Source organism: Rothia sp. (in: high G+C Gram-positive bacteria), assembly GCF_030540545.1.
GTDB lineage: Bacteria > Actinomycetota > Actinomycetes > Actinomycetales > Micrococcaceae > Rothia.
Map to the genome: position 1 here is coordinate 22,436 of NZ_JAUNVZ010000004.1, position 13,902 is coordinate 36,337.

Below are 13,902 nucleotides of genomic sequence, written 5' to 3' on the forward strand. Positions count from 1 at the left end.
TAAAGAGAGGGCACCCAAAGCTTAGTTTGGGTGCCCACAACTATATTCACTGTTCTATGCGGTGTTCCCAATCCTAGGATTCGCGCTCGCTCTTATGAATCGGCATGCTCCCGTTTGGTATCACCGTAAGTCCCGCGCATCAAGCTATCAATGGAAATAACCTGGGAAGGAGTATCACCCAGCACGCTGGTACCAATTTCCTGCAGAGAATGCACCTGCTCTGGGGTAAGGTGGTCGAAAATCTGACGGCGCACCTCGCGCACATGCCCGGGAGCTGTCTGCTGAACCTTCTGCAGACCCGCCTTGAGTAGGAAGCAGATGCTCACGCGGCGATCGCTGGGGCTGGGCTCGCGGCGCACCAAGTCATCCTTTTCCAGGCGGGTCACCACGCGGGATAGGCGTGCCGGCAGGGTATTAGTGGCGGTTGCCAGCTCAGTCATGGTCAGTGAATGGGTGGGAGATTCTGAGAGCATTGCCAGAACCATATATTCAACAAAGCTTAGACCGGAGTCTTTTTGGAGCTGAACCTCCAGCTGACGGGTGAGGTTGAAAATAATGGAGCTAAGGAAAAGCCAGGCTTCGCGTTCTTCGGAGTTGAGCCAGGGTGTGGTTTCCTCGCCCTGCTGCTGCGCAGGGTCGGGTGTGGTTGGTTGAGCGGAAATGAGAGTGCCTTCCGTGGATGCAATATGTGTACAGCTCACTACTTTACTAGAGAGGGGGTCGAAAAGCTTTATTTGGAAAGTAAAATGTGGGCATTAACGCGCCTGCGTGTATCAACCCTGAGGCGATGTCTTAAGGGGCTTTAAAGCTCGACTTGATGGTTTGGTGATAGACACCCAGGAAAGTCGAAGAAAAAATTGGTACGCTCTGATGCCCCTCTCGTTAGATTTCCGCAAGATCTATAACGAGTATTTTAGGTGATGTGTGTCATAAAAATGGGTGGATTTTGGGTGCTGGGGAGGTGGATCGAGGTGGGTTTCGAAAAAATTTTAGAAATTTTTGGGGGAAAATCCGTGAAAAACCGGGGTTTTGCAACCTGTGGAGGGTGATAAATCCAAATATAACGAAATTCTTACGAAAATTTTAGAAAAAGTACCATTTGGGGTTTGCGTAAGCTTCAATCTCGTGTATAGTTGTATGCATACGGGGTCGAAAGGAAGCCCGCGGGGCGAGACCGGAAGCTCAAACCGAATGGGTTCGACTCTCTATTTATCGGTGATTGTTGTCGGTGTACGAGTAACTCGTATCTCTACCGACAAATTGTGCGGTACGGATGTAGTTCGTGGTTGGGTTGCATCCGTACCGTATCTTTTTATCCTATATTGCGAAGTATCATACTCACTCCAAGGACCTGCTAGAGAATGCAGGTCCTTACTCTTTAACTGCATAGAATCTCTAACCCCGCGAGGTGCCCCACTGTCTGGAGCTTCGCGGGGCTTTTGTGTATTCAAGGAGATCTGCCCGAGTATGTCCGGGGTGGGAGGCGATGGTTGTCCACAGGAGTTATCCACATTGTGGAGAAGTATGAGTAATGTGGAAAACTATACAGATTCGGGCTGGGGGACCGTATGGTCTGGTGTCTGAGCGGGTGAAATTTCTTGTAATTACAGAAAACTTCGACTTAAAAGAGAAGAATCGTTCTGGAGGGGCACCCCATGTGCGAGGGAGCGATGAGCGCCGTGAAGCGGGATTTTAAGCCGCTATAGTGCACAGCTGTGGAAAAGTGCATACACAGCAGGTGGATTAAAGACGTGGATTGCGCCCTTCGTGAAGGGTTTGCGGGGCACATTTTCCTCTGCATGGGCTCTTAATGGGTGTGCGGCAATGGCTTGGGTGCGCTGCCAGTCCACATAATAGTAAGTTTTCCACAGGACTTATCCACACTGTGGAGAAACTACATGCATGTGATTATTCCGCTCTAAAGCCCGGAAAATCAAGGCGGGGCAAGGAAGTCCACAGCCTTATATACATCTGTGGAAAACTTCTGTGTATATTGTGCACATCCATCCACAGCACCCCGAGGGTCAAAAAACTACCTAAAAATCCTTCGCAAAAACTCCCCGAGCAGCAATGCTTTACCCCGAAAACGCTGGTACCCTTAAAACGAAGCCATTTATCAAGTGAAAGGGCACCTATCATGGCAGAGAAGTACACTCTCCCCGACCTCCCCTACGATTACGCAGCACTGGAGCCGCACATCTCGGCACGCATTATGGAGCTGCACCACGATAAGCACCACGCAGCATACGTTGCCGGTGCAAACGCAGCCATCGCAGCCATGGAAGAAGCACACGAGACCGGTGCCTACGGCAATATCTCCAAGCTCTCCAAGGACCTGGCATTCAACCTGGGCGGTCACACCAACCACTCCATCTTCTGGAACAACCTCTCCCCCGAGGGCGGCGACAAGCCCGTTGGTGAGCTGGCAGCAGCAATCGACGAGTTCTTCGGCTCCTTCGACGCATTCCGCGAGCACTTCACCCAGGTCGCTATGACCATTCAGGGCTCCGGCTGGGCAATCCTGGCCTGGGACACCGTGGGTAAGCGCCTGATCATTGAGCAGCTCTACGATCAGCAGGGCAATATCTCCGTGGCACTGATCCCGCTGCTGCAGCTGGATATGTGGGAGCACGCATTCTACCTGGACTACCAGAACGTTAAGGGCGAGTACGTCAAGGCATTCTGGAACATCGTGAACTGGGCGGATGTGCAGGCACGCTTCGAGCGCGCAACCAGCCAGACCAAGGGTCTGATCATCCCCGAGTAATCCATAGCGATACTTAACCTTTAAGCCCCCGATAACACTATCGGGGGCTTAAAGTTTGTCCCCAAACTGTGACAGTTTGGGGCTGAAAGTGTGAAACTTTGACAGTTTCATTCACGCTCTAGTCGCACTTTCACACCCTCACACAGTGGGTACAGCACAGCCCGGTGCACACATATATAGTGCGCACCGGGCTGTACTGTAGAAATCTTAGAAGCTGGAGGCAGGGTCGCGGTACATACCCAGAGGGCCAGCATCCGCATAGGCCTGCGCATCATTGTAGCGGTACAGGCGCGGCGGGCGGTGACGGGTGCCCTCCACACGACGACCGGTATCAATAATCGACTTCGACGCCGCGATCTGACGGCGGAAATTCGCCGGATCCAGAGAACGACCCAGAATCGCCTCGTACACCTCGCGCAGCTGCGCCAGAGTGAACTCCTCACCCAAGAAAGAGTGAGCAATACGCGAATACTCCACCTTATTGCGCAGGCGGTAGAGGGCGTACTCAACAATCTCATTGTGGTCAAAAGCCAGCTGCGGCAGCTCATCTACCGGGAACCAGCGAATATTCTCATGCACGCGAGTATTAGCAACCTCGGTCGCCGGAATAGAAGCCCAGTACACCACCGAGACCACACGCTCATGATCGGGACCCGGTGCGGGAATCTGAGCACCCTCGGCACGCAAATTACGGGACTCCGGGGTGCGGTACACATCGCCAAATGCGTACAGCTGCTCCAAATAACCCGGCTCCAGACCGGTCGCACGCTTCAGGGTCGAACCGGCAGCCTGTTCCAGGGAAAGATTAAAAGGCAGGGGACCGCCGGGCAGAGCCCACTGACCCTTATAGGGTTCACGCAGGCGGCGCACCAGGGGCAGCCACAGCACGGGAGGCTCGCCGTCCTCCTTCGGACGCAGCGCCAAAATCACGGTCGAAACCGCCAGGGACACCGAACTATGATCAGCTTCAGCCGATGCATCGTGGTGCTCTGCGGCGGTGGGGTCATACGGGGTGCTCATGTTAGCTCCAGCCGGTTGAAATGTGCATGATACATACCCATTTTAGGGGCTAGGCGCCCTAGAAACTAATAAGGGAAACCACGGTACCCCTTAGCTTGCGCAGAAGCGAAGAAATACCGTGGTTTCCCAAAAACATAGGGTCACAATGACAAATTAATCAATCTGCAGCTCACCCATAGCATCCCAGCCCTCGCCCTCAATCACGCGAGAAATAATACGCGGGGTCTCGCGCAGCATAGGACGCATAGTTTCCATCGCCTGAGCAAAATGCTTACTGGTCACATGAGCCTCGGCGGCGTTATTCTCAAAAGCCTCCACCAGCACAAACTCATTCGGATCCTTCACGCTGCGGGACCACTCGAAGAACTTATTGCCCTCCTCCGCCAGGGTCGCCTCGGTAAAGGACGCGGTACGCTCAATCCACTCATCGGCAAACTTGGGCTTAACGGGGAACTTCACCACAATAAAAATCATTGTTACTCCAGAAGATACAATAGCTAGCTTCTCTATATTAGAGCCCGCCCGCCCCACTTGCTATAGTGGAATACTATATCGAGGGCTTGGTATAAGCCCCGCGACCTCGCGTTGTGGGCGGATTAGCGCACTCTCCCCCGCAACAGAAGCGACATACGACGCGCCAATACACAAACATGACAAACTCTTCACCTGTAACCCAGGCTCTACCCATTCACGCCCCCGGGCAAAAAACCAAACGCTGGGCAGCCCTTGCCACCCTCATGCTACCGGTACTGCTGGTCTCGGTGGATAACACCGTGCTCTCCTTCGCGGTACCCGCCATCGCCCAGGCGCTCTCACCCTCATCCTCCGAACAGCTGTGGATTATTGACGCCTACTCCCTGGTGCTTGCCGGCCTGCTGGTGCCCATGGGTAGTTTGAGCGACCGCTGGGGTCGCCGCCGCATGCTCATTATTGGATGCGTGGGCTTTGCTCTTGTCTCCGTGCTGGCGGCCTTTGCACCCAGCGCGCTCGCCCTGGTGATTGCGCGCGCCCTGCTGGGTATTTTCGGTGCAATGCTCATGCCCGCAACCCTATCCCTAATCCGCAATATCTTTGTGGACCCGGCAGAACGCCGCACCGCCATTGCCGTATGGGCGGCAATGTTCTCCGGTGGTGCTGCCCTGGGTCCGATAGTGGGTGGATTCCTGCTCAATAACTTCAGCTGGGGCTCGGTCTTTTTGATGGCTGTGCCCATTCTGGTGCTCTTCCTGGCGGTGGCTCCCTTCCTGCTGCCCGAGTCCAAGGATCCCAACCCCGGTCCGATTGATCCGCTGAGCATTGTGCTGATTATGATCTCCATGGTCAGCGTGACCTTCGGCCTGACCCAGATTTCCGAATCGGGCGTGGATGTGTACACCTCCAGCGCGATTATTATCGGCCTGATCATTGGCTACTTCTTTGTACGCCGCCAGCTGGCGCGTGAAATCCCCATGCTGGATGTGCGCCTCTTTAGCAACTCCGTCTTTAGTGGCGCTCTGATCGCGAACCTCTTCTCCATGGTGGTGGATGTTGGATTCCTCTACTTCGTCTCCCAGCACCTGCAGCTGGTCTCCGGGTTGGACCCCATGCGCGCGGGTCTATTCCTGGTGCCCGGTCTTGCCATGACCATTATTTCCGGTCTCTACGTGGTCAAGCTTGCCAATAAATTCCACCCCGCAACCCTGGTCTCTGCCGGTCTGGTGCTTAACGCTATTGCCTATGTGCTGGTGCTGCTGATCGGTCAGAGCGATGCGGGTCTGCTGCTTGCCTTTATTATTTTGGGTACCGGTGTGGGCTCATCTCAGACCATTTCTAATGACCTGATTCTCTCCAGCGTGCCCGCGTCCAAGGCTGGTGCCGCCAGTGCAATTTCCGAGACCTCGTATGAGTTCGGTAATGTGCTCGGTACCGTGCTCATCGGTGGTCTGCTGACCGTGGTGTACCGCGCTCAGATTGTGGTGCCCGAGGTCTTTAGTCACGAACAGGCTGAAGATGCCATTGAAACCTTAGGTGGTGCTACCCGCGTGGCTCAAGAGCAGGGAGGGGACGCGGGTGCTGCTCTGCTTTCTTCCGCCCAGCATGCCTTTGACTCCGGCGTGGTCTTTAGCTCTGCCGCCAGTGCCCTGCTGATGGTGGTAATGGCTATTGTTAGCTACCGCATGCTGCGTAAGGCGCCGGCATATATTAAGCCCGCTGAGCACTAAAGAGTGTCGGTGTAGCGCTTATAGGTCGGGGTGTGTTGAGTACTCAACACACCCCGACCTATGTATATTCAGTTATATATTGGGCTATCTATATACCTGTTATTTCAGGGAAGTAAGAGGTAGAACCCTCGCCAACTAGCGAGAAATAACAACCTTGACTGCCTGATGCTCCGCCGCATTGCTAAAGAGATCATAGGCCTTCTCAAACTCATCAAAGCTGAAGTAGTGGGTTGCCATTGCCTTGGCATTCAGACGACCCGAGCGCACCATATTCAGCAGATTGCCCACGGTATTGCAATTGACCAAACCCATCGCAATATTCACATTGGAAATCCAGAGGGTATTAATGGGCAGATCCACGCTCTTACCGTGCACACCGGCATTCGCCACATGGCCGTAGGGGCGCACGATCTTCAAACAGGTATCGAAGGTTGCGGGCACACCCACCGCTTCAATAGCAACATCCACGCCCAGACCGTCGGGGGAGAGAGCCTTAATCTTCTCAATGAAATCCGGATCGGATGCATTGACCATATCGGTAGCGCCCAGCTCCAGAGCCTTGCGCATGCGGTTCTCATCCATATCCACGGTAATCACGCGACCGGCACCGCAGAGGTTCGCAGTCATAATCGCGCCCAGACCCACCGGGCCCGCACCGATGACCGCAACGGTATCACCCGGCTTGGTCTGGCCGTTCAAAATACCCATCTCAAAACCGGTGGGCAGGGCATCGGTCAGGAAGAGAACCTCATCATCCTCCAGACCCTCGGGTACCAAGTGCAGGGAAGTCTCAGCGTAGGGAATGCGCACATACTCAGCCTGGGTGCCATCAATCATATAACCGAAAATCCAACCGACACCGCCCACGGTCTGGCAGTGCGAGGGCTTGGAAGCGCGGCAGTAGGAGCACTTGCCGCAATTGGTAACCGCGGGAATAATTACGCGATCGCCCACCTTCAGCTCGGTGACCGCTGCACCGACCTCGGTAATGGTACCCACTGCCTCATGACCGAGAATACGACCGGACTCAACCTCGGGGCAATCGCCCTTGAGGATGTGCAAATCGGTGCCGCAAATGGTGGTGGTATCCACGCGGGCAATCACATCGGTGGGCTCGAGAATTTGCGGGTCGGGGACATCCGTCCACTCCTTACGACCCGGACCGTAATACACCATAGCCTTCATGCGTTTATCTCCTTCTCAACTTTGAGAGCGACCACTGCTTTATGGCCGCCGAATGCACAAGACCGGCTGGTCTTAACTCCAGTAAAGCAGAAAACGCATAAAACGTCTTTTATGGCTGTCATAGATAGGTTTTTAACCTGTATATCCCATGAATACGGATTAACGTAAAAATATATACGGCGAAGATACAGCGGGTCATACTACGCCTATCGGGTGCCTTGCACAGGGAACACTACACAGGGAACACCCGATAGTCGCACACCGTAGCCCTAAGGCTACACAGCACGGGAAACACTGCGAGAATACACCGCCGAGAAGAGCCAGAGCATCATAAAAGCCGCCACCATGACCAACACAATCGTGCCGCCGGTGGGCAGATTATAACCCCACGATAGATACAGACCCGTCACCGAACACAGGCAGGCAAAAAGGGGAGAAACCCACAGCATACGACCCAAAGTGGAGCAGAGAATACGCGCAGCCGACGCCGGAATAACAATCAGCGCCAGCACCAACACATTACCCAGAGTCTGCAAACTAATCACCACAGCCACCGTCACCAGAACATAGAGCACAATATCCAGCAGCAAAACCGGCAAACCCATAGCGCGGGCACTCTCACGGTCCAAACTCACCGCCACAAACTGCCGATGGAAAAACCACAGGCAGACAATAATCAGCAGGGACAGCAGAGCCGCCTGAAGCACATCATCGCCCGAGACGCCCGCAATGGAACCAAAAAGGAAATCCTGCACCGACGCTGAATACCCCGGCGCCAAAGAGATAATCACAATACCCGCCGCGAAAGACCCCGCAAAGAAAATACCAATCACAGAATCCTCACGCAGACGCTGATTCTGGCTGCACAGAGCCACCAAAATCGCGGTCAACACACCAGCACTCAAGCCACCCAGCAGCAAATTGCCACCCATCACAAAAGCCAACGCCAGGCCGGGGAAGACCGAATGGGCCACCGCATCCCCAATAAAAACCATACCGCGCATAATCACATGGCAACCCACAATACCGGTCACCAGAGAAGAGAGCAGCAGGGCGCACAGAGCGCGCGGCAAAAAGCCCAGAGCGGGATTGAAAAGATCCTGCAGAAACTCCAGGGGAGTAATCACAGCTGATCCTCCTTCGACTGCAACCAGGAGAGTAAATACTCCACCGAAAAATCCTGCGCCGCGCCATCCAACGCCAGGGTGGAACGGATGCCCACAATACGACTGCAGGAGGTGCGCGCCGCGAGCATATCGTGCGTGGACATTACAATGCTGACCCCCTCGCCCGATAGCTGGTGATAGAGCTCGGTGAGCATACTCTGCGTGGGTGCATCCACGCCCGTAAAAGGCTCATCCAACAGCAGTAGGCGCGGGGAACACGCCAGGGCGCGCGCCAGAAGCACCCTTTGACGCTGACCTCCCGAGAGCTGAGCAATGGGACGATCGCGTAATTCCATCAAATCGGTGCGTTCCAGGGACTCAAAGACCGCACGCCAATCGTGCCTCGAGGCGCGAGAAAACCAGCCTTGACTCGGCAGCCTGCCGGTCATGACCGTATCCTGCACACTCAACGGAAAATCCCAATGAAAAAGATGCTTCTGAGGCACATAGCCCAGGCGCCCGCGCGCAGAACGAGGGGAGGCACCCAATATCTGCACACTGCCCGAAACGGGGCGCAAAAGACCCAGTAGGGTTCGCAGAAAAGTAGTTTTACCGGCACCATTGGCACCAATGAGAGCCGTGAACTCGCCCGGCTCCAGGCGAAAATCAATATTGCGCACAATAGCCTGAGAACCGTAGCCAACGCTCAGCTTTTCGCACACCAGGGGATCAGACATTATTTATCCCCTAGGTTCTTGGACGCGGCAAAATCAGCGGCAGCCTGACGCTGTGCGCCCACGCTTTTACGGCGCAGATACACCGCCAGGGCACCGAGTACCGCAAGCACCGCGCATGCGCCAATGACCAGGGGAGCCGATAGCGCGTTATCGGCGCTCTTCTCAGTCTGGTCTGTTGAATTCTGAGTTGCCGCACTATGGGCAGAGGAAGCAGAAGAGGCACTGGCAGAGGGTGCGGAGGAGAGCATAGAAGCGCGCGCCTTATGAGCTTCGTTAAAAGCCTGATCGGTGCTGATTTCATCGCCCAGCACTATAGAAAGCACGCGGCTATCGCTGACCGTCGTGCCGTCGTTTAGCTCCGCGCTCGCTGTAATCTTTAGGTGATATACGCCCGGCTGGGTAAAGACCCAATTGGCGTGCACATGGGAGTTCTTCTCCACCCAGATGGGCTGCGGGTCCTTGGTGCTCGAAGACCAGAGAAGCTGCGGGGCGGAAAAATTGCCGTTCTCCACATAGAGGCTAAATTGTCCCGGCCCCTGCACACTCTCCAAGGTTAGGGTTACTCCGCGCTTGAGCTGCGGCACAAGCTGAGGGTCCTGGGCATTCCAACCCGGCCAAATAACACCCTTAGCTTCCGTCTGGGGAATGACATACACCTGCGAGCCTGCCGGCGCGCCCACAAAGGAGTAGCGGCTATCCTCCGGTACGGTACGAAGGGCTGCCGAGGAGCCGCGGTAGAGGGTGGAGTCCATGGAGCGCCACACGGGCGTGCTGCCGTGGTCATCGTGAATCATCAGCTCAAAGTGACCATTGTTCAGATGCGGCCCCATATCCACATGCCCCGCGCTAATTTCGGTGGGCTCGGTGGCAACCGGCTGGGAGGCTGCCAGGCTCTGATCCAGGGCGCGATCCTGTACCGATTTATTCTCACCGCTCGCACTGGAGGATGCGGAGGCACTGGGTGCGCTAGGCTCGGGAGCCGAGACGGCTGCCGGTGCCCCCGCAAGGCTGAGGGCTAGGGCGCAGACCAGGGGGCGAGTGAATGTCGGGCGGGAACTAAAAATGGAGCTGTGGGAAGTCATCATTATCCTTTCAATAGTCTGCGCTGCGGCGGCCGCGAGCGACTAGTCCAGGTGTATATTCGAGGCTGCCAGAATGGCGTGCATATTGGCGCGCATCATCTGTTCATAGCTGGGCGCTGATTCATCCAGGGAGTCGGAGTAGAGGGGAATGAGAGGAACCCCAATATCTGCGGCTATTTGACCCAGTACCGGGGAACGCTGACGAATATTCTTTTCTATGTATATAGCTGGTAATGATAAATCTTGGATGGTTTTCTGCAGGCGCTGACGAGCCGCAACACTGGGCTCCGCGCCCGATACAGCGGTCACAAAACCAGCAATTTTTAGCCCGTAATTCTGCGCCAAATAGCGGTATCCATCATGAGTGGTCACCAGCTGGCGCCCAGAATCCGGGAGTCGATCAAAACCGGTGTGCAGGTACTCATCCAACGCCCGATAGCGTTCATCGGCCTGTACGGCACGCTGAGCGTAGAGAGAAGCACGCGGAGGATCCACCTGCCCCATATGCTGAGCAATGCACGCTATAGCTGCCCGCGCATTGGGCACACTATGCCAAAAATGCGGGTCAATCTCACCGTGTACATGCTTACCCAGAACCGCTTGAGCCAGTAGGTACACCTGTCCCCGAGAATCCTGCGCCGAGGGGCGCAAAAAGCGGTATGATGCACCGGCAGGAATATCCTGCAGGGTACGCGAAGGAACCTCGCACACGGTGAATTCCGGATCCCACCACTGCACGGTGCTATTCCCGACCGAGGGAACGGAAGAATGGGAATCATCAGGAGCATCCACCCGCAAGGCAATACGATTCTCACCGGGGATTGCCGTCAGATCTGCGTGACCTGCCGAAAGCACCCTAAAACGCTCGGTAGGCACGGATCTGCGAGAGGCAATTATCTGCACCGCACGTGAGGCGGGAATACCCACCGCCCAATATAAAACAGTGCTCAAATTCCTACCTTCGCCGCGCGCCCACAGGCGCAACTCATACACACCCGCAGCACCAAAACTCCAGGACAGATGAGTATGCGCCGCCGCCGGAAGATCCAGAGAATGTTCCGGCTGCTCGGGCTGAGTGCGCAGCTGCTCTTCCCCAGTACTCGAGACATTCACCCCGCGAGCGTGGGAGTCCCCCAGTAGCTCCACGGCGCCAAAGGTCTGGGTAATAAAAGCCGTCAGCTGAGAGGGCCCGCGCACCGAGGAAAAGCCAAAAAGCATACCCTCACTACCACCCTCAACCCGTAGGCCCAACCATAGGGAATCCAGGGAAGCATCCTCCACCATGGGTAGCAGCCTACCACCAAAAGACTCCACTCGCTCGGCAAGAGGAATCAGAGGAGCACCCTGAGGCAGATTATTCGACATCATTGATAGCAGCTTGCGCTGCTCCAGCAGCATGCCATTAGTAAAAGCCGCCGATGAATACACCACGGAGCGAATATCCCGCAGGGAAGGTTCATAGGAATGCGGGTCGGCACCCGAAGGAACCAGGGAAATCACCTGCGCACTATCGCCCACCACCTGACGCACCCAATCGGCAATAATCGGGGTGGAAGCCACCACCGACAGCCCCCTATCGGCGCCAGATACGGGCGCGCAGGAGCTAAGCGCGGGGGTAAGAGAGCACAACCCGGCACCCGCCGCCCAGCGCAAAGCCTGACGGCGGGTTGGAGCACTCCACGTATTGAGTGCTAAGCGCCGAGATGAGCCCATTAGCTTTCCTTACGCGAACGATATAGGGAGCGCAGTAGCCCCGCGCCCACAATTAGCGCAGCCAAAGAACCGAGCACCATCAGCGGGTCAATACTCGCACCGGTGGACGCCAGCTTACCCTCGGCGGACGCCTTCTGCGCCTGAGTAAGCTCCTGATTGGTCAGGGAACAATCCGCACCGGAGGCAGTCTTACCCACAATACGCACGCGGCTACCATCGGGCTTGGTCACAATTCCGGTAGCTTCATCCACGCTGCCGGGCTTGGACTCTGAGCCCTGTGCTTCGGAGCCCTTGGACTGCTTGGGTGTGCCGGAATCCCGGGCGGTGTTATCCTGCTGAGCTGCTGTGCTGGTATCACCCACACTAAAGTGCAGGGTGCCGGAGGTGCTCACCGTTTCCCCGGACTTGAGGGGAATGGTGAAGGTCAGCTGTACGGTATATTCGCCCTCGGCGGTGAATACCCAATTGCTGTGCTGGTGGGTATTGAGGGGAATGTCAAAGGAGCCGCGCGAGGTAGAATCAAAGACCTTTTCACCGGCGGATCCGAAGTTGCCGGAGAGGAAAACAGACATGGAGCCCGGGCCGCTAAAATCGCTCAGGCTCATGGTGATCGGCCCGGAGGCTTGGGAGATGAGCTGGGAGTCCTGGGTGTTCCAGCCCAGCCAGGGAACATTCGGCTGTTGAGTGGCTCCAATCATATGCACGCTAGTACCGGCCGGGGCAATATCCTCAAAACCCGAGGGCAGAGCAAGTTTAGCGGCATCGCCCAGCACAAAATCCAGGCTTTCGGGCGCCACAAAACGCGCCGGGGAAGAACGATCATCCTTCACCGCCGTGCGCGCAGAAGAGCCGGAAAAGACCGGACCCACATCAAAATGACCCTCGTGAACCGCCTCGCCACGATGAGCAACCGGAACCACGCTCACCTGCGCGGGCAGGGCATCGGCGCGCGCCTGAGCCTTTTCGACGGGCACCTCAACCGGGTAGCACTTCTCGGGAGCCTGCTGATGTGCACCTGCCTGCGCGCGAGGTGCTGCGGGCACCTGCGCACTATTGGCGCCGCGCACCGAAGGCTTCTGCTGATCAGTCTTGACGGGAGTATTCTGCCCCGCGGGCTGAGAATGGGCGCCCTTCTGTTCTGCGGGTGCAGCCACCGCGCGAACACCCGGCAGGGTGGAGCTCTGAGTGTGGGAGGGACTTTCGGAAGTACTCGAGTCACTCGGGGAAGCGCTCGTAGTGTGAGTATCTGCGGCGCTGGGGCTTTCGCTGGTGGCGGCGGAAACAGAGGGGGAAGCGCTCTGTTCTCGCCTTTGGGCGTCGGCGGCGCGCTGCTCCATATGCTCAAAAATACCTTCGGGTACATCGCCCACTACCAGGGTGTAGGTCTGCACGGTAGACACCGGGGTACCGTCGAGCAGCTGCGCGCTCAGGCGGAAACTCAGCTCATAGGTGCCCGCACGGGTAAAAGCCCAAGAAGCGTGGTAGTGACCGCCGGCGTACATGGTGAACGGACTCAGAGAATCCGCGGTGGAAAAAAGACGCGGCTGCTCTCCCAGAGTTTCGCTAAAGATCTCGGCGCGGCCACCCTCGGGCACGGTTGATGAGATGAGCTCAAGGCTTAGGGCATCGTCTTTAAAAATGCCGCGCTGAATATCCTCGGCACCAAAGCCGGGGAATAGTAGTCCCTCGGCGCGCGTGCCCGGAATATAGAAAATATCGGTGCCCTCGGGGGCAATAAAGTCGTAGCGCTTGGTCACCTTCGAGCGCGCCGATTCAACATCGGGCAGTTGAAAAACAGTGGAGGCAGGCGAAAATGCCGCGCTGCCACGGTCAATATCCGCTACCGAGTTCAGGCCTAGGCTCTTACTCTGAGAGTCCCAGAGCGCGTTGACGATTTCGGTATGTACTCCGGCGACAATATAGCGGCCGTTCATAATCAGGTGACCGTTGGCGTCTTTGGCTTCTGCACTGCTACTTGCCGAAGGCGCGGGTGCGCTCTCCTGAGCCTGTGCGGGCAGGGCGGCAATGGGTGCCAGAGTGAGCAGGGCGCTTAGGCTCAGGGCGTTGAGGCTGCGGGTGCTTCGTTGCAAT

The 13,902-nt window shown here is 56.3% G+C and carries 11 protein-coding genes; 2 read left to right on the forward strand and 9 right to left on the reverse strand.

Annotation, left to right across the window (positions count from 1 at the left end; genetic code table 11):
- Positions 1-92: 92 nt before the first annotated feature.
- Positions 93-662 (reverse strand): MarR family winged helix-turn-helix transcriptional regulator, encoded by a 570-nt coding sequence (locus Q4P78_RS04445; protein WP_303339294.1) that lies wholly within the window; start codon positions 660-662, stop codon positions 93-95.
- A gap of 1,475 nt (positions 663-2,137) precedes the next feature.
- Between Q4P78_RS04445 and Q4P78_RS04450 the strand changes: the two genes are divergently transcribed.
- Positions 2,138-2,767 carry a superoxide dismutase gene (locus tag Q4P78_RS04450; RefSeq protein ID WP_303339147.1) on the forward strand — a complete coding sequence of 210 codons (630 nt, stop codon included), beginning with the start codon at positions 2,138-2,140 and terminating at the stop codon, positions 2,765-2,767.
- 207 nt (positions 2,768-2,974) lie between these two features.
- On the opposite strand, the gene Q4P78_RS04455 is transcribed toward Q4P78_RS04450, so the two are convergent.
- A complete protein-coding gene (locus Q4P78_RS04455; protein ID WP_303339149.1) occupies positions 2,975-3,787 on the reverse strand; it encodes an NUDIX domain-containing protein in 813 nt (270 codons plus the stop codon).
- Between the two features lie 153 nt (positions 3,788-3,940).
- The gene (locus Q4P78_RS04460) at positions 3,941-4,261 is read right to left on the reverse strand and encodes a putative quinol monooxygenase (RefSeq protein WP_303339150.1); all 321 of its coding nucleotides are present in this window, start codon (positions 4,259-4,261) and stop codon (positions 3,941-3,943) included.
- 176 nt (positions 4,262-4,437) lie between these two features.
- On the opposite strand from Q4P78_RS04460, the gene Q4P78_RS04465 reads away from it, so the two are divergent.
- Positions 4,438-5,988 carry an MFS transporter gene (locus tag Q4P78_RS04465; protein WP_303339151.1) on the forward strand — a complete coding sequence of 517 codons (1,551 nt, stop codon included), beginning with the start codon at positions 4,438-4,440 and terminating at the stop codon, positions 5,986-5,988.
- A 135-nt stretch (positions 5,989-6,123) separates the two neighbouring features.
- On the opposite strand, the gene Q4P78_RS04470 is transcribed toward Q4P78_RS04465, so the two are convergent.
- From Q4P78_RS04470 to Q4P78_RS04495, 6 genes are all read right to left on the reverse strand, one after another.
- The gene (locus Q4P78_RS04470; protein ID WP_303339152.1) at positions 6,124-7,173 is read right to left on the reverse strand and encodes a zinc-dependent alcohol dehydrogenase family protein; all 1,050 of its coding nucleotides are present in this window, start codon (positions 7,171-7,173) and stop codon (positions 6,124-6,126) included.
- Positions 7,174-7,448: 275 nt separating this feature from the next.
- Entirely contained in the window at positions 7,449-8,300 is an 852-nt protein-coding gene (locus Q4P78_RS04475) for an anchored repeat-type ABC transporter permease subunit (protein WP_303339153.1), read from the reverse strand.
- The gene (locus tag Q4P78_RS04480; protein WP_303339154.1) at positions 8,297-9,016 is read right to left on the reverse strand and encodes a metal ABC transporter ATP-binding protein; all 720 of its coding nucleotides are present in this window, start codon (positions 9,014-9,016) and stop codon (positions 8,297-8,299) included. Before Q4P78_RS04480 ends, Q4P78_RS04475 begins: the two co-directional genes overlap by 4 nt.
- Complete coding sequence (locus tag Q4P78_RS04485; RefSeq protein WP_303339155.1) at positions 9,016-10,101, reverse strand: choice-of-anchor M domain-containing protein; 1,086 nt, start codon at positions 10,099-10,101, stop codon at positions 9,016-9,018. The genes Q4P78_RS04480 and Q4P78_RS04485 overlap by 1 nt, the downstream gene beginning before the upstream one ends.
- A gap of 39 nt (positions 10,102-10,140) precedes the next feature.
- Entirely contained in the window at positions 10,141-11,811 is a 1,671-nt protein-coding gene (locus Q4P78_RS04490; protein ID WP_303339156.1) for an anchored repeat ABC transporter, substrate-binding protein, read from the reverse strand.
- Positions 11,811-13,901: a TIGR03773 family transporter-associated surface protein gene (locus tag Q4P78_RS04495; protein WP_303339157.1), complete on the reverse strand. Its 2,091-nt coding sequence runs from the start codon at positions 13,899-13,901 to the stop codon at positions 11,811-11,813. Before Q4P78_RS04495 ends, Q4P78_RS04490 begins: the two co-directional genes overlap by 1 nt.
- Position 13,902 lies beyond the last annotated feature (1 nt).

Bases quoted from the DNA above. Each gene is read 5' to 3' on its own strand.
- Q4P78_RS04450 (WP_303339147.1), top strand. From the start codon at position 2,138: ATGGCAGAGAAGTACACTCTCCCCGACCTCCCCTACGATTACGCAGCA.
- Q4P78_RS04455 (WP_303339149.1), bottom strand. From the start codon at position 3,787: ATGAGCACCCCGTATGACCCCACCGCCGCAGAGCACCACGATGCATCG.
- Q4P78_RS04460 (WP_303339150.1), bottom strand. From the start codon at position 4,261: ATGATTTTTATTGTGGTGAAGTTCCCCGTTAAGCCCAAGTTTGCCGAT.
- Q4P78_RS04465 (WP_303339151.1), top strand. From the start codon at position 4,438: ATGACAAACTCTTCACCTGTAACCCAGGCTCTACCCATTCACGCCCCC.
- Q4P78_RS04470 (WP_303339152.1), bottom strand. From the start codon at position 7,173: ATGAAGGCTATGGTGTATTACGGTCCGGGTCGTAAGGAGTGGACGGAT.
- Q4P78_RS04480 (WP_303339154.1), bottom strand. From the start codon at position 9,016: ATGTCTGATCCCCTGGTGTGCGAAAAGCTGAGCGTTGGCTACGGTTCT.
- Q4P78_RS04485 (WP_303339155.1), bottom strand. From the start codon at position 10,101: ATGATGACTTCCCACAGCTCCATTTTTAGTTCCCGCCCGACATTCACT.
- Q4P78_RS04490 (WP_303339156.1), bottom strand. From the start codon at position 11,811: ATGGGCTCATCTCGGCGCTTAGCACTCAATACGTGGAGTGCTCCAACC.